General features: G+C 40.7%; 18 protein-coding genes and 1 riboswitch. Of the genes, 9 read left to right on the top strand and 9 right to left on the bottom strand.

All coding sequences use genetic code 11. The features are described 5' to 3' along the window. Positions 1–62: 62 nt before the first annotated feature. Complete coding sequence (locus CKW03_RS17255; protein WP_093101049.1) at positions 63–1,124, bottom strand: Mrp/NBP35 family ATP-binding protein; 1,062 nt, start codon at positions 1,122–1,124, stop codon at positions 63–65. 113 nt (positions 1,125–1,237) lie between these two features. Between CKW03_RS17255 and CKW03_RS17250 the strand changes: the two genes are divergently transcribed. Together CKW03_RS17250 and CKW03_RS17245 are read left to right on the top strand one after the other, a co-directional pair. Next, on the top strand, positions 1,238–3,316 hold the full coding sequence (locus CKW03_RS17250; protein ID WP_093101048.1) for a transglycosylase domain-containing protein: 2,079 nt from the start codon (positions 1,238–1,240) through the stop codon (positions 3,314–3,316). A gap of 2 nt (positions 3,317–3,318) precedes the next feature. Next, the gene (locus CKW03_RS17245) at positions 3,319–3,870 is read left to right on the top strand and encodes a phosphoribosyltransferase (protein ID WP_093101046.1); all 552 of its coding nucleotides are present in this window, start codon (positions 3,319–3,321) and stop codon (positions 3,868–3,870) included. Here the strand turns inward: CKW03_RS17245 and CKW03_RS17240 are convergent. Then, entirely contained in the window at positions 3,863–4,429 is a 567-nt protein-coding gene (locus CKW03_RS17240) for a DNA-3-methyladenine glycosylase I (protein WP_093101045.1), read from the bottom strand. The genes CKW03_RS17245 and CKW03_RS17240 overlap by 8 nt on opposite strands. A 47-nt stretch (positions 4,430–4,476) precedes the next feature. On the opposite strand from CKW03_RS17240, the gene CKW03_RS17235 reads away from it, so the two are divergent. The 3 genes from CKW03_RS17235 (at position 4,477) to CKW03_RS17225 (ending at position 7,377) form a co-directional block, all read left to right on the top strand. Next, positions 4,477–5,451: a DUF4271 domain-containing protein gene (locus CKW03_RS17235; RefSeq protein ID WP_093101043.1), complete on the top strand. Its 975-nt coding sequence runs from the start codon at positions 4,477–4,479 to the stop codon at positions 5,449–5,451. 10 nt (positions 5,452–5,461) lie between these two features. Further along, the gene (locus CKW03_RS17230; protein ID WP_093101042.1) at positions 5,462–6,229 is read left to right on the top strand and encodes a uroporphyrinogen-III synthase; all 768 of its coding nucleotides are present in this window, start codon (positions 5,462–5,464) and stop codon (positions 6,227–6,229) included. 278 nt (positions 6,230–6,507) lie between these two features. Continuing rightward, positions 6,508–7,377, top strand: a complete 870-nt coding sequence (locus CKW03_RS17225) for a cupin-like domain-containing protein (protein WP_093101040.1) — start codon at positions 6,508–6,510, stop codon at positions 7,375–7,377. Positions 7,378–7,443: 66 nt separating this feature from the next. Here the strand turns inward: CKW03_RS17225 and CKW03_RS17220 are convergent, their stop codons facing one another. From CKW03_RS17220 to CKW03_RS17195, 6 genes are all read right to left on the bottom strand, one after another. Then, entirely contained in the window at positions 7,444–8,361 is a 918-nt protein-coding gene (locus CKW03_RS17220; RefSeq protein WP_093101039.1) for a molybdate ABC transporter substrate-binding protein, read from the bottom strand. 30 nt (positions 8,362–8,391) lie between these two features. Beyond that, positions 8,392–8,865, bottom strand: a complete 474-nt coding sequence (locus CKW03_RS17215; RefSeq protein ID WP_093101037.1) for a DsrE family protein — start codon at positions 8,863–8,865, stop codon at positions 8,392–8,394. Positions 8,866–8,870: 5 nt separating this feature from the next. Then, positions 8,871–9,914: a c-type cytochrome gene (locus CKW03_RS17210; protein ID WP_093101036.1), complete on the bottom strand. Its 1,044-nt coding sequence runs from the start codon at positions 9,912–9,914 to the stop codon at positions 8,871–8,873. Positions 9,915–9,986: 72 nt separating this feature from the next. Beyond that, on the bottom strand, positions 9,987–10,886 hold the full coding sequence (locus CKW03_RS17205; protein WP_093101034.1) for a LysR substrate-binding domain-containing protein: 900 nt from the start codon (positions 10,884–10,886) through the stop codon (positions 9,987–9,989). A 33-nt stretch (positions 10,887–10,919) separates the two neighbouring features. Further along, entirely contained in the window at positions 10,920–13,817 is a 2,898-nt protein-coding gene (locus tag CKW03_RS17200; protein ID WP_093101033.1) for a PD-(D/E)XK nuclease family protein, read from the bottom strand. A gap of 9 nt (positions 13,818–13,826) precedes the next feature. Continuing rightward, positions 13,827–17,198 (bottom strand): UvrD-helicase domain-containing protein, encoded by a 3,372-nt coding sequence (locus CKW03_RS17195; protein WP_093101031.1) that lies wholly within the window; start codon positions 17,196–17,198, stop codon positions 13,827–13,829. 211 nt (positions 17,199–17,409) lie between these two features. Here CKW03_RS17195 and CKW03_RS17190 point away from each other — a divergent pair, with 211 nt between their 5' ends. From CKW03_RS17190 to CKW03_RS17175, 4 genes are all read left to right on the top strand, one after another. Next, on the top strand, positions 17,410–17,946 hold the full coding sequence (locus tag CKW03_RS17190) for a 30S ribosomal protein S16 (RefSeq protein WP_093101030.1): 537 nt from the start codon (positions 17,410–17,412) through the stop codon (positions 17,944–17,946). 134 nt (positions 17,947–18,080) lie between these two features. After that, positions 18,081–18,608: a ribosome maturation factor RimM gene (rimM, locus tag CKW03_RS17185; protein WP_093101028.1), complete on the top strand. Its 528-nt coding sequence runs from the start codon at positions 18,081–18,083 to the stop codon at positions 18,606–18,608. A gap of 179 nt (positions 18,609–18,787) precedes the next feature. Then, a riboswitch (SAM riboswitch) is annotated at positions 18,788–18,888 on the top strand. 47 nt (positions 18,889–18,935) lie between these two features. Next, entirely contained in the window at positions 18,936–19,892 is a 957-nt protein-coding gene (locus CKW03_RS17180) for a methylenetetrahydrofolate reductase (RefSeq protein WP_093101027.1), read from the top strand. Between the two features lie 330 nt (positions 19,893–20,222). Beyond that, positions 20,223–23,231 (top strand): glycosyltransferase family 117 protein, encoded by a 3,009-nt coding sequence (locus CKW03_RS17175; RefSeq protein ID WP_093101025.1) that lies wholly within the window; start codon positions 20,223–20,225, stop codon positions 23,229–23,231. Positions 23,232–23,297: 66 nt separating this feature from the next. On the opposite strand, the gene CKW03_RS17170 is transcribed toward CKW03_RS17175, so the two are convergent. Continuing rightward, positions 23,298–24,968, bottom strand: coding sequence for a glutamine--tRNA ligase/YqeY domain fusion protein (locus tag CKW03_RS17170; RefSeq protein WP_093101024.1), 1,671 nt, complete (start codon positions 24,966–24,968; stop codon positions 23,298–23,300). Positions 24,969–25,040 lie beyond the last annotated feature (72 nt).

Genomic DNA, 25,040 nt, shown 5'->3' with positions numbered 1-25,040 from the left:
AATGACGGGGTTATTTTTTTAAGAGACCTTTTTAGCCCCTTTCAAATTTCTATGGTTGATCCTTATGCTTTGGCAGCTAGGATACTTAGTTCCTGTGCAACACGTCCTGCAATGTCAGCAAAAGCCTTTGCTACAGGTTCATCCTGATCTAAGGCAATTGGGAAGCCATTATCGCCAGCATCGGCCACAGATTTAACCAATGGAATCTCGCCTAAAAACGGGACTTGGTTGTCTGCTGCAAGTCGCTTGCCGCCATCTTTTCCAAAAATATAGTATTTGTTGTCCGGTAGTTCCGCAGGTGTAAAGTAGGACATGTTTTCAATAACACCAATGATAGGCACTTTTACGCCTTCCATCTGGTACATGGCCATCCCTTTGATCGCATCAGCCAAGGCTACTTGTTGTGGTGTTGTTACAATCACCGCTCCTGCTATAGGATAACTCTGTGCCGTAGTGATATGGATGTCTCCAGTACCTGGAGGCATATCCACGATCAGGTAATCCAATTCTCCCCAATCCGTATCGCCAAACAATTGCTTGATTGCCGATGTTGCCATCGGACCTCTCCATGGAATAGGTTGGTTCGGGTCGGTAAAGAATCCAATAGACAGAAGCTTTAATCCGTACCTTTCGACAGGCACGATCCTGTTTTTACCATCTGGACCTTGAGAGGACTGTGGTTTTGCACCTTCCACACCAAACATCAATGGAACCGAAGGACCATAGATATCGGCATCCAATAATCCGGTTTTTGCACCGGTATTTGCTAGGGCCAATGCCAAGTTTGCTGCGACGGTGGATTTTCCTACGCCACCTTTTCCAGAGGAAACCAAGATGATGTTCTTGATGTTTTTCAATTGAGCGGTATCCACGGCGCGCACTCTTGCCGTCATGTTGATTTCAACTTCTACTTCCTTGGAAACAAATAATGCGATTGCATTTCGGCAGGCATGTTCAATATGTCCTTTTAGTGGACAAGCAGGTGTGGTGAGCACCACATCAAATTTTATTTTTTTCGGTAATATTTCAATGTTTTCGATCATGTTGAGGGTTACCAAGTCCTTTTTTAGATCTGGTTCTTCCACATGACCTAAAGCATGTAAAATCTGTTCTTTAGTAATCATGGATTTAAATTAATTTAACAAAGCTAAAGAAAGAAGCTCAATATCTTGTCATAATGATGTTTTTAATGATTTTTGCATATTTTTACCATAATCTTCGGTTTTCACATTAATATATGTTAGACGTAAAAAATATCAAGATTCCCGATTTCAGTTTCGTTAAGAAGAGATGGTTCATTATAACTGCAGCGAGCATCCTAGCGGTGTTGTCAATAGGTTTTATATGGGCGATGTCTGTGCGTGGGGATATGCTGAACAAGGCTGTAGCTAAGGTGCAGAAGAAATTGAAGGATGATTATGCTTTGAATTTTGAAGTCCAAAAGTATGAATTTGCAGGTTTGACTACCGTAGATTTTCAGCGGGTAAAGCTGGTTCCCGACAGTTCAGAACAATTGGCTGCCATCGATGAGTTCAAGGTGTCTGTCAAATTATTCCCCCTACTTTTAGGAACGGTACAGCTGGATGAATTAGACCTTAAAAACGCTGATATTACCTTGGTCAAGCATGATAGTACTGCCAATTATGATTTCCTATTCCGCAAGAAGTCTGAAGTAGACAGTACCAAAGAAGTGACCGAAACCAAGACCTTGGCCGAAACCATTGATAACCTTTTGAAGAGAGCTTTTCAGGCAGTTCCGGATAATTTGAATTTAGAAAATGTAAGCCTGTCCTTTCAAGATTCTTCTTCTACCCAAGTGGTGAAGATCCCAGAAGGGAAGATCGATGATGGCGATTATGATATTGATGTATTCCTGAATGAGCAAGAAGCGAAATGGAATTTTAAAGGGAACATCAATTCCAGCCGCCAAACTGTGAATGTAACCATATCCTCGGACAATAAAGAGGCGCAAATTCCCTTTATCGGGAGGAGATTTGGCTTGAATGTAAGCTTTGATGAACTGAGCTTCCATTTGGATAATGTGTCGCGTAAAGGCAAGGAGAGTTTGGAAATGTTGGGGGGCGTAAGTGCCAAGAATTTGAGGGTCAACCATCATCGACTTTCGGAAGAAACCATTGTTTTGCCGGGTGGGTCCGCAGATGGTGGATTCTTGGTCTCTGAAAATACGATAGAATTAGTGCAGGGCACCAAGGTAGAGGTAAAGGATTTCTCCTTTCAACCGAAATTGAAATTTACCCGTAAACCGAAGAAGATATTGGAAATGGCGGTACATACCGGCATGTTCAAGGCGCAGAATTTCTTTGAAGCGCTTCCTGTAGGCTTGTTTGAAAACCTGGACGGAATTCAAGTGGAAGGTGAAATACAATATGATATGGATTTCAACGTGGATCTGGATAATCCAGATGAATTGAAATTTGCTTCGAAGATCAACGATCAGGACCTTAAAGTGAAGAAATGGGGCAAGGCTGATATTGCTGCGCTGAATGGTCCATTTGTCTATGAGGCCTATGAGGATACGCTGAAGATGAGAGATATTAAATTGGATGCATCCAATCCTAATTTCATGCCATTGGCACAGATTGCTCCGATATTGAAGAAAACAGTGTTGAATACGGAAGATCCGTTTTTCTATAAACATAATGGTTTTGAGTTGGAGGCTTTCCAACTCTCGATAGTGACGAATATCAAGGAAAAGAAATTTAAGCGTGGAGCCAGTACGATCTCCATGCAGCTGATCAAGAACCTGTACCTGAACAGGAACAAGACGATGATGCGGAAGTTTGAAGAGATTCTGTTGGTATGGCTGATGGAACAATCCAAGCAGGTGAGCAAGGATCGCTTATTGGAAATCTACCTAAATATCATCGAATGGGGTAAAAATGTATATGGCATCGCAGAAGCTTCAAAATATTATTTTGGTAAGAAGCCTTCAGAACTGACCATCGGGGAGAGCTTGTACCTGTCTAGCATTATTCCTAGACCGAAAACAGGTCTTTCATCCTTCGATTATACTGGCCACTTGAAACCTTGGGTGATGAAGCATTTCAATACTTACGGCTACATCATGAATAAAATGAACCAGTTGGAAGGTGAAAATGTTCCCGGAAATTATGGATTCTATCAAGTTGAATTGCAGCCTAATCTGCGTCCGCCAAGACCGAAAGGAGTGCCTGATTCGATGATGAACCATGATGACATCAAAGATATGGTGGATGAAATCGATAGGGAGGAAAGGATCCGCAAAGCATTATTGGAAAAACTATTTGGCAAGGGTAGTTCAGAACAAAACGATTAATCATGAAGAATATATTTATCGACGATTTGGAATTTGAGCTCATGATTGATTATGAGCAGATCCAAAAAAGGATTCGCCTGATTGGGATTGATATCAATCTCAGGTATGAAGACCAGCATCCGGTATTTGTCGGGGTTTTGAACGGTTGCTTTATGTTTATGGCCGATTTGATGAAGCAGGTCCATATTCCATGTGAAATGTCTTTTGTGAAGTTGGCTTCCTATGCGGGTACTGATCAAGGTGATATACACGAGTTGATAGGGGTGGGGATGTCATTGGAAGATAGGCATATCGTGATCGTGGAGGATGTGGTGGATTCGGGGAGATCCTTGGTCCATACCATCGAGGCCTTGGAACGATTGGGCGTAGCTAGTATTTCCGTTGCAACGCTGTTGCTGAAACCGGAATGCCTTCTTTATTCCTTTGACAATATCATGTATGTGGGATTTGAAATCGAGAAGGAATTTGTAGTAGGCTACGGATTGGACTATAATGGCCAATGCCGTAACCTTCAAAATATCTATAAGAATATCCCGCGTACAGGGGCTATCTAAAGCTGCAGGTGGCCAAATGGTCATTCACCATACCAACGGCCTGCATATAGGCGTAACAGGTGGTTGAGCCAAAGAATTTAATGCCTCTCTTCTTCAGGTCCTTTGCGATGCGGTCCGAAAGATCCGTGGTAGCAACAGTATGCTCTAAACTTTCCAGATTGTTGATGATAGGTTGCTGATCCGGAAGAAAGCCGTATAGGTAGTTGTAAAAGCTGCCAAATTCCTTCTGAATCTCCATAAAGGATTTTGCATTATGGATCGTGGCGTTGATCTTCAATCGGTTCCTGATAATTCCTGGGTCTTGCAGCAGTCTTTCTACATCTTCCTCAGTGTATTTTGCTATTTTCTTGTAGTCAAAATTGGAGAAAGCATTTTTATAACCCTCTCTTTTTCTAAGGATAGTGATCCAGCTAAGGCCCGCCTGAGCGGATTCAAGGATTAAAAACTCAAACAGTATTTTATCGTCTTTTACCGGTTTGCCCCATTCTTTGTCATGGTACTCTTGGTATAATTCATCAGTGCCGCACCAACCGCATCTTACAATTTCTTTTTTACTCATATTTTCAATTTCTAAAGCAATTATTTTGTCCTAACTTTACGCCTTTCATGAAGGACATTAACGGATTCTGTATAATATGGATTTTGATCATTAGCAGCATTTTCTATGCTCCTAAAGGCTATGCCCAAGAATTACCTGTTGATTCCGTAGAATTAGTGGATTCTCTCGCTATCAAAGACTCTTTAGCTCGCTTGGCTATCTTTGAATCTTTGGACAACAATCTTAAAAATAGTCAAATTATTCTTTTTCCTGATAAAGGAATCAATTATTTGAAATTGGCGTATGATGCTACCCTGAAAAAGGGGAATCAGGGGCTGTATTTTGGGATGGATCAAGTTGGAGCCCAGCATGGGCAATCTGTTTTGCAGGATGGGATTGAGAAAAGCAATCGACCCGCTTGGGTTTTGTTGATCGTATTTCTGCTGTTCTTGATGTTAGGGGTGCTTCGGATTGTCTTTCCGGTAGAACTCAAGATAATTGTCGATGCCTATTACAAAGAACGATTATTGCTGCAAGTCAGTAAGGAAGATAACCTAGCGACCTCATGGCCATATATCTTTTTGTACGCAGTTTTCAGTTTGTCCTTGGGATTGTTTGTCGTTGTGATCATGTCAAGTTTTGACGACAAAAATTATCTTACTTTTGAAAACTTCCTGAAGAACTCCGGATTTATCGCTTTGCTGTTTATTGCAAAGATCTTAATCATCCGCTTTGTATCATTTGTATTTCAATTGGAAAAAATTGTAAGGGAATATATTGCTATTCTGTACTTAGTTTATTTTAATAGCATGTTTTTCTTAATGCCGTTTTTACTGGCTGTTGTGTTTATTCCTGCCTATTATTTCCAAACTATCTCAATAATTTACATTTGTATTGTAATTATTTTATTCTCGTATAGGTTTATTAGGACTGCTTTTCACCTGTTCGGTCATTTCAAATTTTCTATTTTTTATTTAATTCTTTATCTTTGCAGTCTCGAATTAGCACCAATTTTGATATTAGTGAGATCACTAAGTAATTAAGAAAGAGTATATGCAGATTGATGTAGAAAGATCCAAAAAAGTAAAGAGCATTTTAGTTACTTTACCAAAGCCTGAAAACGATAAATCTCCCTACTTCACACTAGCCGAGAAGTATAATTTAAAATTAGACTTCAGAGGGTTCATCCATGTTGAAGGCGTCTCTGCAAAAGATGTCAGAAAAGAGAAGGTTAATTTTGCAGATTTTTCTGCAGTCATTTTCACCAGTAAAAATGCAGTAGATCATTTCTTTAGGGTATGTGAGGAAATGCGATTTGAAGTTTCTGCGGAACTGAAATATTTCTGTATTTCTGAAACCATTGCCTTGTACCTTCAGAAATACATTCAATATCGTAAGCGCAAGATTTTCTTCGGAAAGCAAACCGCACAGGATCTTGAGGATGTCCTGAAAAAGCATAACAAAGAGAAATTCCTATTCCCATGTTCTGATGTAGCCAATGAGGAAACTCAACGCTGGTTGCAAGAAAATGGATATGATTTCACCCCGGCTGTGCTATTCAGAACGGTGATTTCGGATATCAAGGATTTGAAAGATGTATTTTACGATATCATCGTTTTCTTCAGTCCTTCGAGTGTTCAGTCCTTGTACGAGAACTTCCCTGATTTCATACAGAACAATACCCGTATCGCTGCATTCGGTGCTACAACTCAACAAGCCTTATTGGAACATGGTTTGATCCTGGATATTCCAGCACCAACCCCTAATGCTCCAAGTATGACTATGGCTATTGAGCAGTATATCAAACAAGTTAATAAATAGGCAATCGCCCAATACAATATTTAGGCTATCCTGATCGGGATAGCCTTTTTTTATGGTTTCCCGTAAAACGAGGCCATAAACTCTTTTTGTTCTTCTCCAAAAGACCCTAACCCGATTATCAAGAAACACTTACAAATTTGATATTTATCATTTTTTGATAAATATATTCTGCATACATTACCAAAAAATAGTCATAAATATTCCTTTCATCTGGGTTGGGTATATTTATTGTAGAAATATTTTTTTTATGTTTGCATTAACTCAAAAATGGGAATATTGTGAAATTAAAACCTGTTAATAGTATATCTGGAATAGCTCCTAAAGACTTTGTTAGGGACTATCTGAATAAGAGTCAGCCTGTTATCATCAAGGACTTTATCAGTAAAGATAGCCCTTGCTGGAATAAGTGGAGCTACGACTATTTCAAGGAAATAGCGGGTAACGAAAAAATCGACGTATATGGTCGGGAAGAGGAGTCACAAAACCATGCAGCAAGTCCTCCAGTGGGTAAGATGACCTTTGGAGAATACTTGGATATGATCCGTAAAGAACCTACTGAACTACGCCTTTTCTTGTTTAACCTTATGAAAATAAGACCGGAATTGAAAAAAGATGTCATCTTTAATGATGTTACTGGTGGCAAGGTTATTCAGTGGTTACCTTATATGTTCTTCGGTGGTGAGGGTTCAGCAACTAGGAATCACTTTGATATCGATATGTCTCATGTATTCATCTCGCAATTCCAAGGGGCTAAGCGTATCTGGTTATTCCCGAACAACCAGTCTGATCTAATGTACAAACTGCCATATAACTTCCATAGCATTGCAAACCTTAAGAAAAGCGATGTAAAGGATTATCCAGGCTTGGAATTTTTAGATGGTTATGAGGCGGTAATCAATCCAGGAGAGACCTTATACATGCCTGCTGGTTGGTGGCATTATATACAATACGAAACAGAAGGGTATTCTATTTCTGTACGTGCTTTGGCAAATTCATTGAGCGAAAAACTTAAAGGTGCTAGAAACCTCTTCGTAACCCGCCACTTCGATGACACCATGCGTAAGATTTTTAAAGATAAATGGCTAGATTATAAAATCGACACTGCTACTAAAAGAGCAAACAAAGCGATTCGAAAATATAAGAAATAAGCTGAGAAGCTAAAAAGAGAAGGGTCCCAATCATGATTGGGACCCTTCTCTTTTTAATTAAACAAACTATGGTGTTTCAAATCCATATTTCTTATAGATCGCTTTTGCTTCATCCGATTTCATAAAGTCTACGAAATCTTTTGCCGCTTGGGCCCTTGGAGCATTCTTCATCTCCGCGATCATGTATGTCGCTTTAATATTTTGCTCATTTGGGATTTCTACCATCTCTACAGGATGATTTAATAGCTTTTGGTATACAACCTCCGAATACCATACTGGTGCTGCATCAACCTCTTTGTACAAGATTTTCATAGGACTTTCTCTATGGTGTATCTTGGTTTTGTAGGTCGAGCCATCACTCACCTTGTCCTTCATGATTGTTTTTTCCAATTGCTCTCCACCTAACTTCTTATATACCGAAACGATCTGCCTTCCAATGCCTTCCCAAGCTGGGTTCGGCATGGCGATCTTCACATCTTTCTTGGCTAGGTCCTGAACAGTTTTAACAGCTTTTGGATTTCCTTGGGGAACCATAATCGCCAGTTTGTTGTAGGCGTAGACCTCAGTTCTTGAGAAGTGATTCTGCATACTGTCGATTCTGTTCTTGCCAGCGGCATACACATCGGGTTTATGGGTTATCCGCATGTTCCCAATAGTAATTGAGCCGCCTTCAATCTGTTTTGCCAGAATCCCTGGAGGCAAAGTCTCCACAAAGATTCTTTCATACTTCGGATGTTTCTGCTTGAAGGCTGCCAATAGGTCATCCATGACCATAAATTGATTCCCTGCAAAAAACACGACTAGCTGCGGATCTACGATGTCACCAAATAAATCGGGAACATTATCTATACCTGGAACAGTGAAATTAACTGCTGATTTTGGTGCTGTGTTCCACGGTGGATCATATTGAAATGGGTCTTGGGCAAATGCTTTGTTCATCAATAAAATAACAGCAAGTAATAAAATTCGTTTTAAATTCTTCATATTCAATATTTCTACAATGGATTAAGGATATTATGGTTTTACGATTACCCAGCCTTCTGAAGCGCGGATAACCAATTCACCATTACCACTCGGTACATATCCGATGAAATCATATAATTGTTCTTTTTTCAGTTTTCTCTCTTGTAAGGAATTGGTGCATTGGGCGACAGTAACACCTTTATTGATCAGATCTTTCAATGCTTCTTCATAACCAGAGTCTTTTAGCATCACTTCGGTTCCGCCAGAGAAGGTTATCAGTTCGACTTCGATCTTGCCCTTTAGGCGAGGGTCGTTCAATACGTTCTTGATGTTCCTAAAAGCTTTCTTTACAACATCAGGATTGTTGCTGTCCAATTGATAGATGGCTTTATAGTGTTTATGGTGAGTCTCGGCACCACTGAACTTGGCGTTTTCAATCAATTTATTGTCAATTGATTTGCTTTGTGCCTCTACTAGGCTGCTAGTCATTAAAAATAGACTGCAAATAATAATTATATTTCTCATGCTTTTTAAAAATTAAAAGGTCCGTATTTATGTTGTTCTTCAGGTATTTTATCGGCGAAAGGTGGATATGGACTATCCTTTGGTTTCTTGCTTAGATCGGGATAATCATGCTCTTTATCCGCTTTAGATGGTCTTTCAAAGGAATTGATAAAGGCTGCAACATCATAAGCTTCCTCATCAGATAGGATAGGGGCATCCGCACTTGCACCTAAAGGCATATTGCCCTTGATAAATTTAGCTGCGGTAAGCATCCTTCCCATCCCGGCGCCATCATTGAACGAATCATCGCCCCACAGTGGCGGGTACATATAACCTTCATCCAGTTCGCCTGCCTTTTTCGGAAGGCCTAAGCCATTCGCTTGGTGACAGCTTACACATTGGGTCTTGAATACCGACTCCCCATGTTGTAGGTCAGCTTTACGGTCTGGAGTCTCCAACTTCACAAATCCCTGACCTTCTATTCTTCCTCCAACTTTAACATCTTTACTCAAGTGCTTGATATAGCTCACGATGGCAATCATTTCATTGCTTTCTATAGGCAGTTTCTTGCCATTCATGCTTCTTTCAAAGCAGCCGTTGATCCTTTCTTCCAAAGTCGCAACTTTGCCCTCACGGCCACTGTAGATAGGGAATAAAGCACTTAGGCCGATATAAGGAGCGGCATATTCCTTGGTTCCTCCATTGAGGTGGCAACTTCCGCAAGCGAGGTTGTTTCCAGAGAACACTTCACCATGCTTATTATTTGGTCCTAGATATTTCGGGGTTTCTTTGATCAGCTTTTCTCCATAGGCTGCCATCTTTCCTTCTTCATTGTCAGGATATGGAGCCATTTTGAAGTCCTTGATCAAGTTCACTGAATTGTTCTCAACGCTATCCTGCTTGTTGTCGGCAGCTAGCTTGGTTTTTAATATATTGGTATTGAACCCCAATGCTTGCATCAGGACAATGAATACAATGAAAATAAATAGTCCGGCCACGATCTTAGTCTGCCTGGCTATCTTATTTACTTCCTTTAGGAGGTTTTTCGGTTGGTTTAAATCGTTTTCCATATGAACAAACTTAAGCTTGTTAATGGAGTTGCTAAAACGATAAAATGTTATGGGCTATAACCTCAGGTTATCCTACTCTGTAAGTGCTTGATTGATAAAGCGAATGAACTGCTTTGGAAGCCCCGAGAGCTCCCCGTGAAGATGAACTAAATATAACTCTCTGTTGATTTCGAAGCCCTCAACTTCTATTTGTTTTAGAATTCCATTCTCCAAATCATTCTGAACGGCGTATTTGGATAGAATCCCAATGGCATTACTATAGCGTATATATTGCTTGATAGATTCTGAACTCGACATCTGTACCCGATTTACCAAATCCCTGGCATTGATGTCGTTCTCACTGAACTTTTGAAAGACGATGTCATTCGTCCCTGATCCTGGTTCCCTAAAGATAAACTCCTGTTTTTTGAGTTCATCCAAACAGATCGGCAACTGTTTGAATAGGGGATGGTTGGTCCTTGCGACCCAGATCAATTGGTCGTCTAGGATCTTGTTGTATTTCAATGATTGGTCCTCAGCAATACCTTCCACAAAGCCTAAACCGATCTTACGTTCATAAAGCCAGCGATCCACTTGAGCAGTATTTCCGGTGAACAACTTTATGTTGATCAAGGGATTCTTTTCAGAAAACTTGGCAATAAGCTTCGGCAGGATATACTGGGCTAGGGTAGTACTGGCGCCAATGACTAAATTTCCTCTTATTTGATTGTTAAGAAGCCCCAGTTTATAATCAGCCAATTCATATTCATGGATGATGACCTTCACGGATTCCATTAAGGTAGCTCCTGCTTCAGTCAAGAGTATCCGGCTTCCATTTCTCAAGAACAGCGCTTGGCCTATGGTATTCTCCAGTTCTTGGATATGTTTGGATACAGCAGGTTGACTGATGTTTAGTTCGCGGGATGCTTTGGTAAAGCTCAAATCCCTAGCGGCATGATAAAAAACTTTGATTCTAAAATTGACTTCTAACATGGATATTGTTGCAATAAAACAGTTTTACCGACCTTAGGCTTCCTCTTCAGCCTTTTCCGCAATGCTGTACTTATAAAACAGGGTATACGGGTCAGACGGATAGACAACAGCATCTGGATTGTGTTTGAATGGTATTTCGGGATTGAATAACTCTTCTAGTTTCTCTCTCAAAAAGTCAATGAATACCTTCTTTTGGTCTTCCAAAATCAGGTCTTCAAAAACCATACTTCCACTTCTATTCCTAAATAATGTACCATCCTCACGCATACGCCTTGCAACGTATAGATGCGGTTCCAATCCTTTCAGTCCTGAAACCTGTTCATAGACATAAGCGTAAAATAAGGTCTGCAATAAGGCTTTGTTTTCGGTGTTTTCGGCAAATACTTTATCCAAATTACCAAAAATAACTTGATCCGCCCCAGTTTTATAGTCCACAATCCGAAGTTTATGCTGGCCATTTTTTGTAATCACCTCATCCACACGGTCAATGATCCCATATAGATTGATCATTTCAGGCTTGCCATCGATGCTGATTTCAAAGTCTAAATGATAGTCTTCATCATTTTCCAACTCCACGATCTTGATGGATTCATACTGTTCCATATCGTACTGCAGATACATCTTGATGTATTCAGAGGATATTTTATGCATGATCCGCTGTAAACTGTTCAGGTCCTCCAAAGAATGCGGTTCCGATTCATATTGCCTGCCGATTTCCTGGATCACCACCCCATCCACCTTCTCTAGTGCTTTCTCCAGTTCAGAAGTAGGAACAAAATCTTTCTCATCCAATACGGCTTTAAGTAAATGTTCCATGCAATTATGGATAACTGTACCGAGCTTGTTCATTTCAAATTCCTGTGAAATGCTAGGCGGTTCCTTGATCTCAGCGACATACTTCAAGAAGAATTGCAATGGCGACATCAGGTATGTAGTAAATGCAGATGCAGAAAGAGCTTTCTTGTTTACGATATAGCTATCATAAAGCTTGTTCCAGATTGCACCCTTTTTCTCAATGATCAGTTCCTGAGGTTGATTCGGGAACAATAAAGGTTGTTGTTGGATATGATTAATGAAATTAAACTGGGTTTCAAACATCAGCTGTTTTATGAACCTACTTTCCTCCCCTGTACTGCTTTCATCCACGATGCCATTGTAGAACAAGTGGATGTCATCGCTGTATTGGAAGTGCCTATAAAATAAATATGCCGAAAGGGCATCTTGATTTTCTAATACCGGAAGTCCATAGGCCTTTCTCAAATTATTAGGCAGAAAGGTCGGTGAACTGGATGTTTTCGGTAGGATACCCTCATTCACACCAAGAACATACACATGGTCAAAATTCAAACATCTACTTTCCAGCAGACCCATAATCTGCAAACCATAAAGTTGATCTCCTTCAATGGCTGAATTGATAGGGCCTAATGCTTTCTTGATCAAGCCAACTTGGAATAGCACACTCAGGTTGCCCAGCTTCTCAAAACCCAAATGCATTTGATTCAAAACCTTTTTTGTTTCAATCAATAGGTGTGATTCAATCAATTTCGTTCTTCCTTCCAAAGCTAGACTGCTCAAAAGATCATCGATGATCTTGATCATCTGAGGGATGAGATCTTCCGGACTGTTCAGTTTCCGAAAGAATTGAGGAATCGCTGAACTACTTACATCTATCTCCGCAATGGCGATTTCAAAGAGCTGTCTTTTAGCAGAATCCCTCTGTATCTCTTGCTTCTGTTTCCGGCTCACCTTAGTCATCGGATGACTTAGGTAAGTCTCCAATAACTGATAGGGAATCTTTTCCTTTTTCTGTTGGGTAATCAACAGTTGCACCTCTGTCCACAGATCCAATAAGCCATAAATAGCCGATTGTATCAATGGATAACCAGTGGTAATATTAATATCTATTTGGGGAAGACTTTGCAGCAAGGGCACCAAAAGACTCTCATCGGCCAATAGAATGGCGGCGGTCTCTTTTTTGAAATCTATGTTTTTTAATGCCAGGACATCATGCAGCAATTTGGCTTCGCTGTTATTACCGAGGCTTTTGTACAGATTGACATCCGTATCCCGATTCGCGATAAGATTTGGCGATTCACCCAAGGCATTGACCAAGCCTGTATTATATAGGTTTCTTCGAAGGAATAAGCCAGCTTCTTGGATTTTATCATCCAAGTAATGCGCGTCAGCATCAAAATAGAACAGCGCTAAATCTTCCTCTTGCCATTTTTTGAATAATTGAGCTTCTGCTCTGTTCAAAGCATTGAATCCCACAAAAAGAACCTTTTTATGCTCCTTGATAAAGTCTTGGTTCTCTGCTCGCCCTTCGGCCAATTCCCGATATAAGATAGGATAGTTGGTCTGCTTTTCACTCTTTAATTTCTCTTGAAAGGCTTTATATAATTTTGGTAATCGCTTCCATAATGCCAAAAAGCGTTGCTGAACGGCTGTATGGCCTTTCATGCTAAAGGATTTCCAAAACTGCTTGATAAAGGACTGCTGCTCTTCCGTAAAGTGTTGGAAATGGATATCTATCTCTGTCGTATCAAACAGTTCCATATAGATCTGGTCCACGGGTACCAGATCATAATCGATCTGGCCAAAATCACTTAGGATAATCTCCGCAATAGGGTAGAACTCTTCCAAAGTTTCCGGATCGCGACCTTCATTGGTCAACAATTCATTGTGCAGTTCAAAAAGATAGAAGAACTGACTCAATGCCGTCGCCTGCAGGTTACTGCTGGATTGGGCAAAGAACTCTTGAATGGTATAAAATTGTGGCGACCAGATGGCCTTTCCATATACGTCCACCAAATGCTTTTTCAGATAGGTAATCGGCCTCTTGTTGTTGAATACAATGGCAATATCTGATATATCTTGGCCAAATCTAGCCTGTATGTCTTCTGCAACGAGTCTTAAAAATGCTTTTTCCATGTTCTTTCCTTATTTCACCTCCACTAATTCTTTGGACTTCGCATAGTATAAATACCCCTTGATATTGCTATAGCCCACATTGCTCAATGCATTCATATATCTTCCTACCTGTGTTTTATGATTGATATAATCTCCTTGTGTAAATTTAAAGTCCAGCACGATGGTTTCATTCTCATTGGTGAACACCTTATCGGGCCTCTGCGTACTGCCATCTTCCAAGATGATGCTCGATTCATTCCATACTTTATAATCACCCGTCAGCCATTGGTTGATGGTCGGGTGGTTCCAGATCTGTTGGATTTCATCTAGCAGAAGGTCCTTTTCATCCCTCGCCAAAATACCCTCCTCAATATATTGGTTTACCAATTTATCTATTTCCGATTCATCTTTTACCAAGGAAACGATCTCATGCGCCAATACACCGTATTGAGCAGCCTTTTCCATCATCAGAATGGTATTGATATTCCTAGAGGTGGATTTTTCCAAAGCCGTCTCTAAAGCCAGAGATTGTGGATAATCTTTTAATTCAACTTTGAGGTCTGCATCGCTCTCCTTATCCTTTTTTACTTGCTCGTCAGCGATAGGCTGATCCAACAAGATAAATTCATTGTTCTCCAACCGGAATGGAGAATTATTGGCAGAAAGCACCTGGATCAAAAGATCTGAAATAAAATCATTCTTGACCTCAGAACCTAATATCTCGCCCGTTTTCTTGTCCACTTCATCCTTAAATTGTGGGGCGCTGATATAGAGATGGCTTTTGGCCCTCGTGGTTGCCACATAGAAAGTGTTCAGTGCGTCCATGTAGTTGAAGAGCATCTCTTCGAAATATTGCTTATAGAAGATCGACTTTCCTAGGGTTTGGGTATATTTTACCGGTATCTTTCCGAGTTCTGAGAAAGGAGAATCCAGCACATCAATCCAGAAATCGCCATTGGTTAACCCATCCAGTTTCCAAGAAGAAAATGGGATCATCACCACTTCATAAGCCAATCCCTTGGATTTATGGATGGTGCTTACCTCAATGGCATCCACCTTTCCACTGGATGGTAGGACAGCCCTTTCGCCATCCTCATCCCAATATTCCAGGAATTGTATGATTCCGCGTTCCCCTTGAGTAGAAAATGCGGTCGCAATATCCTTGAATGCCAAAAGGTAAGGTAAATGGATACTTCCTTCTTCACCCAGATGATATACTTCAATCAGCTTTTCTACCAAATGGACCAAAGGCATTTTATGTAGTTGATTCCATGAGTCTATCAATGAAAGAGGAAGTACATCCGATAATTCCTTGATATTATTGTCCTTGAACTTCAGCCATATCGCTTCTTCAAAATTGGACTTGCCATGCGCCAATTGGAATAGGTAGGCCATATTGGCAAGGTGTAAAACGTGTTTCTCCGATTGGAAAACCAAGGATCTGAGGGTTTCAATGATCAGGTTGACCGCATGGTTGGTTATTAAACTCAGCGCATCCCCAGAAATAACCTCAAAGTTGAGGTTTTCTGTGTTCTTGAAACGCATCAACTCTTGAATGACCAACTTGGCTTGGGCATTGCTCCGAACCAAAATCCCTATATCCGCCGGTTTATATTTTCCCGACTTGATCCATTCTGCAATCTTGCTACATAGAGCCTCTACGGAAGCCTCCATAACCTGATTGTTCCTTGCTCGCCCATCACTGACAGGGAAAAAATTGATTTCAATATTTCCCAAAGGTTTGCCCGCTTGAAGCTTATTTTCAGGGATCAATTGCCTGCTGTTTTCATAGGCTTTTTCTAGGAGCCTGTTATTGCCAGTGGCATTCCACCAAGCCATTCCCTCTTCACCCAAGCTCTCGCCGACCTTATCATTCAAGACCTCCTGCAAAAGGCTAGGGATCTTTTCATAGAGATAATTATTGAAATTAATGATATTTGGAAGACTGCGGAAATTGGTCTCCAAGGTTCCGTTATCAATAAATTCCTTGATTTGATCCTCATTTAAGTGGAAGTTCTGCGATACCTGCTGGTCGATTTGTTGCAATAGAATCCGCCAGTCACCATTTCTCCAGCGATATATGCTCTGTTTGACATCGCCTACCACTAAATGTTCAGCAACCTTGCCCGTCGCATCCGCCAGGGCGTTAAAGAGCAATGGACTATAGTTTTTCCATTGAATCCGTGAGGTATCCTGAAATTCATCAAAAAGAAAATAATTATATCGGTTGCCTATTTTTTCCCAAATAAAGGTAGGGTCACTGTGTTCGTCCAAGCCCAGCTTGTTCAGTAATATCTGCGCATCTGAGATCAACTGGGCAGAGTTTTCCTTCCTCCATTGACTCAGTAGATCACTCATTTCTTTGAGTAACCTTAAGAAATACAGATTGGTCTGCACCGCTTGATAGGCAATATAATTTGCAAAGTGCTGCTGTAAGGATAAGATAGCATCCAATGCAGGACGAATGCCTTGCATATATTCATACCTGACTGCTTTTTTATCGTCTATATAATGCTCTTCATTATCCAACAAGACCAAGAATTTGTCAAATATCTTATCTTGGATATCAGAGGTAGAAACCTTTTTAGGGTCTATGTTGATCTTGCTTGCAGCGACCAGTTTGTTCCTGGATTTGCCTTTCATCTCTGCATCATCCACCCCCAAGCGGCGGTATTCAGATTTGAAGGTTTCTATTCCCTGGACCAAAGCATCCAAAAAAGCATTGGTCTTTTCATCTATTTCTTTGTTGAGTAAGTTGAATATCCGATCTGTATCCGCCGAAATCATAAAACTATCAAACTCCTGGAAGTTTTCTGAGAATATCAATCCAGCCAAGCTCATCAGTTGCTGTCTATAATTCCAATTCTCATTCTTGCCGATCTTTTGCTCTGCATAATTGATGATCCATTCCAATAGGTCCGGTCTTTCATCCAGCAGTTGGTTCAACATGACAGTCAGGTCACGCTTCACTTTATTGGTGTTCATCTCGATGGCATAACCTGAATCGAGGTTAAGTTCATAGGTGAAACTTCGGATGACCTTTTGCGAGAAGCCATCAATGGTGCTTACCGAAAAATGGCTGTAATCATGGAGTATCCTTCTATAGATCCGATTAGCTTTTTCCTGGATGCTTTGCGGATCCCATTGTGGATTTTGCTGTAATAGTTGCTGTCTGTACTGCTCAATGTCGCTTGCTGTGCTACCGATCGCCAAGCCATGCAGGACCGACATGATCCGACCTTTCATTTCGGCGGTAGCTTTGTTGGTAAAGGTAACGGCAAGGATTTCCCGATAGCTGCTTTCTTTGGATAGCAGTAGTGTCAGGTAATGCACAGTGAGACTAAATGTTTTTCCAGATCCAGCGGAAGCCTTTACAATCCTTAATGGAGCAATTCTTTGCATAAGATGACTATGGTTTGAAGTATCTGAATATCGGTATTATTAGCAGATTACTCAAATCTTTTTCAAGAATATCGGTCGGGAGTAGCCCTTATTTTGAGGATAAAACAGCTTTAAATTCTCTGTTGTATTAATTGATAATACTTTGTATCTTTGCGTCCCCTCCTGCATGTAGCAACGGGGGATATGTTGAATACATAAATAAAGAAAAAACATGGCAACTAAAATCAGATTGCAGAGACACGGTAAAAAAGGAAAACCTTTTTACCACGTAGTAGTAGCAGACGGCCGTTCACCACGTGATGGTAAGTTCATCGAGCGTTTAGGTTCTTACAACCCAAACACTAACCCAGCAACAATCGTTTTGGATTTCGAAAAAGCGTTAGACTGGATGAACAAAGGTGCTCAACCTACTGACACAGTTCGTGCTATCCTTTCTTACAAAGGTGTTTTATACAAAAAACACTTGCAAGGTGGTGTGAAAAAAGGTGCTTTTGATGAAGCAAAAGCTGAAGAACTTTTCACTAAATGGGCTGAAGGTAAAGATGCTCAAATCGAAGGAAAGAAATCAGGCTTAGCGAAATCTAAAGACGAAACTAAGAAAGCTGCTTTAGCTGCTGAAGCTAAGAAAAAAGAAGACAGAGCTGCTGCTATCGCTGCTAAAAACGCTCCTGTTGCTGAAGAAACAGCTGCAGAAGAGGCAGAAGAAGCTGCAGAAGCTACTGAAAACACAGAAGAAACTGAAGGATAATCTCTTCATAAAGTATTCAAATTGGCCGGATCATTCTATGAACCGGCTTTTTTGTTCCCTTTTTACCTTGATTAGCTATCCCTAATACCCGAACAGAAAAAGAATTCCGTATTTTTGGAAATTAATTTGTGAATATGACGAAAGATCAATGTTTTTATATCGGTTATGTCAGTAAATCCCGCGGATTGAAGGGTGAACTGCAGCTGTTTTTTGAATTTGATAACTATATGGACCTTGATCTGGATGTAGTTTTCTTGGAGATGGACAAGAAATTGGTGCCATTCTTTGTCGAAAAGATCAAATTTCAGAATAATAGCACGGCTTATGTCAATTTCGAAGATGTGGACCATATCGACAAGGCCCAACCGCTCCTTAGAAAGCAAATCTATCTACCAAATGATAAAATGCCGGTACGTGATCCTGATGATTTCACCTATCATGATCTTGTAGGTTATACCGCCATTGAAGAAGATGAAGGCGAATTAGGCGAGATCACACATGTCCAAGAAATGCCACAACAATTTATCGCAACCGTAGATATCGATGGCCGAGATGCCATGTTCCCACTAAACGAGGATTTTATCGTCGGCATTGACCCAGAAGAAAAGATTATCGTATTGAACCTTCCCGAGGGGTTGATCGATATGTACCTAAAAGATTAATAAGATATTTTAGATATAGAATGGGCGTTTTTAAGACGCCCATTTTTTATGATCATACCTAACCCCATCCATTTCCAGATTCCATTTTCCAATTCCCGAAGGCCTCGCTTTCATAGTCATCCGAAAAGTTTTTTCGTCAAACATTTTGAGATTACCTTGCTATTGACGATATTAGCCCTCGCTTATAGAGAAAGGCAGAGGGACTAGACCCGCTGAAGCCTTAGCAACCTGACACCAGTCAAGGTGCTACATTCTACCCCCAAAATGGGAAAGATAAGCCAAAGAATCAGTGTTCACTGTGTTCTCTCTAAGCCTTAATATATTTTTATGAAAATCGTAGATCACATCAAGAACGCTAAAGGCAAGACCTTATATTCTTTTGAGCTGTTACCTCCTGCTAAAGGTCAAGGTATCCAAAGTATCTTCCAAACCATGGATGAACTGATGGAATTCAAACCTCCTTTTATTGATGTGACGTACCATCGTGAGGATTACTTGTACAAACAACATGCGAATGGTTTGTTGGAAAGGGTATCCTATAGAAAAAGACCGGGAACTGTAGCCATCTGTGCTGCCATAATGAGTAAATATAAAGTCGATGCCGTTCCGCATTTGATCTGTGGTGGTTTCACCAAAGAGGAAACAGAAAACGCACTTATCGACCTGAACTTCTTAGGTATCGATAATGTATTGGTCCTAAGAGGCGATGCTCGAAAAGGCGATGCTGACTTTATCCCGACTGCTGGTGGTCATGCCTATGCTACTGACCTGTTGAGGCAAGTCGTGGACATGAACGAAGGATCTTATCTACATGAAGATATCGGCTCCTCCGAAAAGACCAATTTCTGTATAGGGGTTGCCGGTTACCCAGAGAAACATTTTGAATCGCCAAACTTCAATACCGATTTTAAATGGTTGAAGAAAAAAGTAGAAATGGGGGCTGAATTTATCGTTACCCAGATGTTTTTCAACGTAGAAAAATATAAAGAGTTCGTGACGAAATGTAGGGAAAATGATATCCATGTTCCTATTATTCCAGGATTGAAACCATTGACTACCAAAAAGCAATTGATCACGCTACCAAGGATCTTCCACTTGGATATCCCTGAGGACCTAAGTGATGCGGTCGAAGCTTGTAAAACCAATGCCGATGTTAGGCAGGTAGGCGAGGAATGGTTGGTGCATCAATGTAAGGAACTGATCGATTTTGGCGTTCCGGTATTGCACTTCTATACCATGAGTAACCCAGGACCAACTAAAAAGATCGTTGAAAAATTAGTTTAATAAAAGAACTGATGCAAAAATAACAGACAAAGGCGAATGATTTCATTCGCCTTTGTCCGTTTATACCGAGGTGATATTTTTATCCCATATTCGGGTCTCATTCGAGGCTTGTTCGAGACATGTTCGAAGATTGCTTGGATAAAATTTTAGTCATATTGCAAGAAATCCGAATGTGGGTAAAACAAAAGCTATTAGTTCTCCCGAAATTCCAGCGATAAATTCGCTGCTTTCGAAAAAGGAGAGCAGCCTGATTCCATGTTAAATTATGTTAATCACGGAAGTGGGAGATAATTCTTTTTTAAATTTAAACAACATTTATCACCTACAATTATGAGCTATAATAAAATCAACAATTTTCTCGGCTGGCTTTGCGGTATCATCGCGTTTGTACTGTATGCATTCACTGTGGATCAATCCATCAGTTGGTGGGATACGGGCGAGTTTATTGCCGCATCGGACAAGTTGGAAATTGTGCATCAGCCAGGGGCGCCTTTGTTTCTTCTGATCCAGAATCTGTTTTCAAACTTGGCTTTAGGCAATAAGGAGCAAGTTGCCCTTTGGATGAATCTAGGTTCAGCCTTTTGTTCCGCCTTGACCATTGTGTTTTTATTCTGGACCATAACGGCTTTGGCTAGAAAGCTTCTTTTGGGAAGGACAGAAGGGAATAGGCTTCAAAAGCTGCAGATTTTTGCTGCTGGGGCTGTAGGCGCATTGGCCTATGCATTTACCGATTCATTTTGGTATTCGGCTGTAGAGTCCGAGGTGTATGCCATGTCTTCATTATGTACGGCTATCGTGTTTTGGCTTGCCTTGAAATGGGAGAGGAGAGCGGATGAGCCAGATTCCAATAAATGGCTGTTGCTGATTGCTTATGTGATGGGTTTGTCGATTGGGGTGCACCTATTGAATCTATTGACTATTCCAGCCTTGGCACTCTTGATTTACTTTAGGAAATCTATTCATGTAACCTGGAAAGGAGCCGCAAAAGCCCTTGCTTGGGGAGTTCTCGCCTTAGCCTTTATCCTTTGGGGAGTCATTCAATATTCCGTTAAAATAGCCGCAGGATTTGATTTGTTCTTTGTCAATTCCTTGGGCATGCCTTTTGGGTCGGGTATTATCCTGTTTGTCTTGCTCTTAGTTTCGGCAGCAGTATTCGGGATTGTATATTCCATCAAGAGGAATAAGCCTATCTTAAATCTCCTGATATTGGGGACTTGTTTAGTGTTCTTCGGCTTCACTTCTTTTAGTATGCTGTTGATTCGTGCACAAACCAATATTACCCTAAATAACAATGATCCTGATAATGCTTTTTCCTTCTTGGGATATCTGAGTCGGGAACAATACCAATCTGAGCCCTTGTTCAAAGGACCTACTTTCAATTCAAAGATAGTGGATGTCAATGAATCTGCCGGATATAGAAAAGATGCTGAGCGATATGAGAAATTTGAAAATGTCAAAGGCTATAAATATGACAAGGAAGTCTTGTTCCCGAGGATGTACAGCCAAAAACATGCTGATTTCTATAAGCAGTACCTGAATCTTGCAGATGGTGAAAATCCGACCTTTTTGGATAATATGAAGTTCTTTTTCAATTATCAGGTTGGCCACATGTATTCACGTTATTTCATGTGGAATTTTGTAGGTCGACAGAATGATACCCCTAGCCAAGGGGAATTGACTGCTGGCAATTGGATCTCGGGGATCAATATATTGGATGAATTGCGACTTCCGGGATTGGATGCCATTTCCGAAAGCATGAAAAAAGACCCCAGTAGGAATACCTATTTCTTCCTTCCTTTATTGTTGGGGATTGCAGGTCTGATCTGGCAGGCCAAGCGGAGCAAAAGAGACACAACCATCGTCGGTTTGTTGTTCTTCTTTACCGGATTGGCAATCGTACTGTATTTAAATCAAACCCCATTGCAACCACGTGAGCGTGATTATTCCTATGCGGGATCATTTTATGTGTTTGCCATCTGGATAGGCTTGGGGGTTCTCGGTTTGATTGATTTTATGCAAAAGAGGAGCAAACTTTCCATTAAGGCAATAACCTATACCTCTGTGGCCTTTGCCATGTTGGCCGGACCGATTTTGTTGGTCAAGGAAAATTGGGATGACCATGACCGTTCTGGTCGCAATATGACCCGAGAAGTAGCCATGAATACCTTGAATTCCTGTGAGCCCAATGCCATCCTGCTTACCTATGCTGATAATGATACATTTCCACTGTGGTATCTGCAGGAAGTGGAGGGAATAAGGACCGATGTGAGGGTCTTGAATTATGGTTATTTGGGTTCGGATTGGTATGTGAAGCAGGCAATGGAGGATGTCAATCAATCCAAAGCCTTGCCTATTGCTTTCGATTTTAACAAGGTGAAAAAGGGCGTCCGGGATGTGATTCAAGTAGTTGATCTGGGGATTGAGGGCTATACAGATGTAGATCAATTGTTGGATGTGATGCTTTCAGATGATAATAGGAATAAGTTGGAAACCAGTGATGGCAGTTTTGTGAATGTGATGCCTACGAAAAAGCTTCAACTCAAGATCGATAAGGAAAAAGCATTGAAAAACGCCAATATTCCTGCTGAATGGCAACAATTTATTCCGGAATACATGCAATGGGAACTCAAGGAAAATTTAGTAACGCGAGCCGATCTTAGTTTGATGTCCATTTTGGTCAACAACAATTGGGAAAGACCGATTTACTTTGTTTCATTAAGTGCACCGGCAATCTCCATGGGCTTGGATAAATACCTTGCTTCTGAGGGCTTGGTCAGCAAACTGATGCCTGTAGATATGGGGCAGTCTTCAAAAGGGTCCGGCTTGATCAATGCAGATAAGATTTACGACAATGCCATCAATAAATTTGAATGGTCCAATATTAATACCTTGGAGCATTTCGATGTAGATTCCAATCAATACTATGAAGGTTGGATTTATCCTAATGTCTATACGGATGGAATGCAAGCTTTGGTTAATCAAGGAAAGATGAAGGAGGCAAGGCAATTGGCGTTGCAAGCCTATGATTTTCAACCTAAGGAAACCAAAAGTATGCGGCAGACTTACTACAATACTGTTCTAGTGGATACCCTGCTGAAAGTGAAGGAAGTTGACAAAGCCAAGGTGTTGGCGGGTAAGCAGTTGAGGGCTATTAGGGAAAATCTGGATTATCAATTGGCCATATTTCAAAAAGCAAATAGGGGATATGATGCCATTTCCATTCAGTTAGGCTTAGCGGCATTAGACCAGTATGTGCCTATCATGAAAGAATTGGGTGATGAACAGCTCTTTGCTGAGGCCTCCCGTTTGGACAAGAAATATAAGGCAGTTTGGCTGTAAGATAATTAGCATAAAAAAATGGTCAAGTATATTCCTTGACCATTTTTTTATTGGTATAAAACCAGATTATTTTTTAGACTCTTTTGCCCAAGAGTCTTTCAAAGTTACGGTTCTGTTGAAGACTAGTTTATCTTCAGTTGTGTTCTTGCTATCTAGGTTAAAATATCCTAAACGGATAAATTGATATCCTTTACCAAGTTCAGCGTTTGCCAAATCAGGTTCAGCATAAGCTTTTTCAATAATTTGCAAACTGTTTGGATTGATAGAAGCCTTAAAGTCTTCAGCTGCTGCTGGATTCTCATCTTGGAATAGGCGGTCGTAAAGACGAACTTCCACTTCCTTAGCATGTGGCACAGAAACCCAGTGGATTGTTCCTTTTACTTTCATGCCTGAAGTATCTTCACCAGATTTTGAATTAGGAACATATTCACAGTATACTTCTGTAATATTGCCATTTTCATCTTTTTTGAAGTCAGTACAGGTTACGATGTAACCATGTTTCAGACGTACTGAAAGTCCAGGACCTAACCTGAAGAATTTCTTAGGCGCATCTTCCATAAAGTCATCGCGCTCGATCCATAGTTCTTTAGAGAAAGGAATCACCCTGCTGCCTTCGCCACCTTCAACCTCTGGGTTGTTTTCGCCATGTAGTTCCTCAACCTTGCCATCAGGATAATTCGTGATGATTAATTTAATCGGATCCAATACCGCCATCCTACGCCAAGCTGTTTTGTTCAGATCCTCACGGATACAGAACTCCAATAAGCTTACATCGATCATGTTCTCACGTTTTTGGATACCGATGCGTTCGCAGAAATTACGAATACTTTCAGGCGTATAGCCTCTTCTACGTAGGCCTGAAATAGTAGGCATCCTAGGGTCATCCCAACCTTCAACGAATTTTTCGTTTACCAATTGCAATAATTTACGCTTGCTCATTACTGTATAATTCAGGTTTAAGCGAGCGAACTCATATTGTTTAGATGGGAAAATCTCCAAGCTATTGATCAACCAATCGTAAAGCGGACGGTGTGGAATAAACTCTAAGGTACAGACAGAGTGTGTGATCTTTTCGATGGAATCGGATTGACCATGTGCAAAGTCGTACATTGGATAGATACACCATTTGTCACCAGTACGGTGGTGGTGCGCATGTTTGATACGGTAAATGATAGGATCACGCATGTGCATATTTGGGCTAGCCAAGTCTACCTTAGCACGCAATACCTTCTCGCCATCTTTATATTTACCATCGCGCATCTCTTGGAAAAGTTTTAGGTTTTCTTCGATGGAGCGGCTGCGGTATACAGTCGGAGTTCCCGGTACGGTAGGGGTTCCTTTAGAGGCAGCAATTTCTTCCGAAGTGCTATCATCTACATAGGCCAATTCTTTTTTGATCAATTCTACGGCAAAGTCGTACAGTGTATCAAAATAATCGGAGGTGTATAATTCCTCTGCCCACTGGAATCCCAACCATTGAATATCTTTTTTGATGCTATCTACGTATTCCACATCCTCTGTTACAGGGTTGGTGTCATCAAAACGTAGGTTTGTTTTGCCGTTGTACTTCTGCGCTAAAGAAAAATTTAGACAGATTGACTTAGCATGCCCAATATGAAGATAGCCATTTGGCTCAGGTGGGAAACGGGTCAATACGCGCCCATCATTTTTCCCATTACGAAGATCCTCTTCGATAATCTCTTCAATAAAATTCAATGATTTTTCTTCTTCTACCATGTAGCAAAGTTAGCTATTTCAACGATATAATGGATAATAGCATAACGAATACTTGTTTGATTTTGCTTATTT

This window comes from Sphingobacterium mizutaii, assembly GCF_900187125.1.
GTDB lineage: Bacteria > Bacteroidota > Bacteroidia > Sphingobacteriales > Sphingobacteriaceae > Sphingobacterium > Sphingobacterium mizutaii.
Note: the sequence above shows the minus strand (reverse complement) of the source record. Positions and strands in the feature narration are given on the sequence as shown.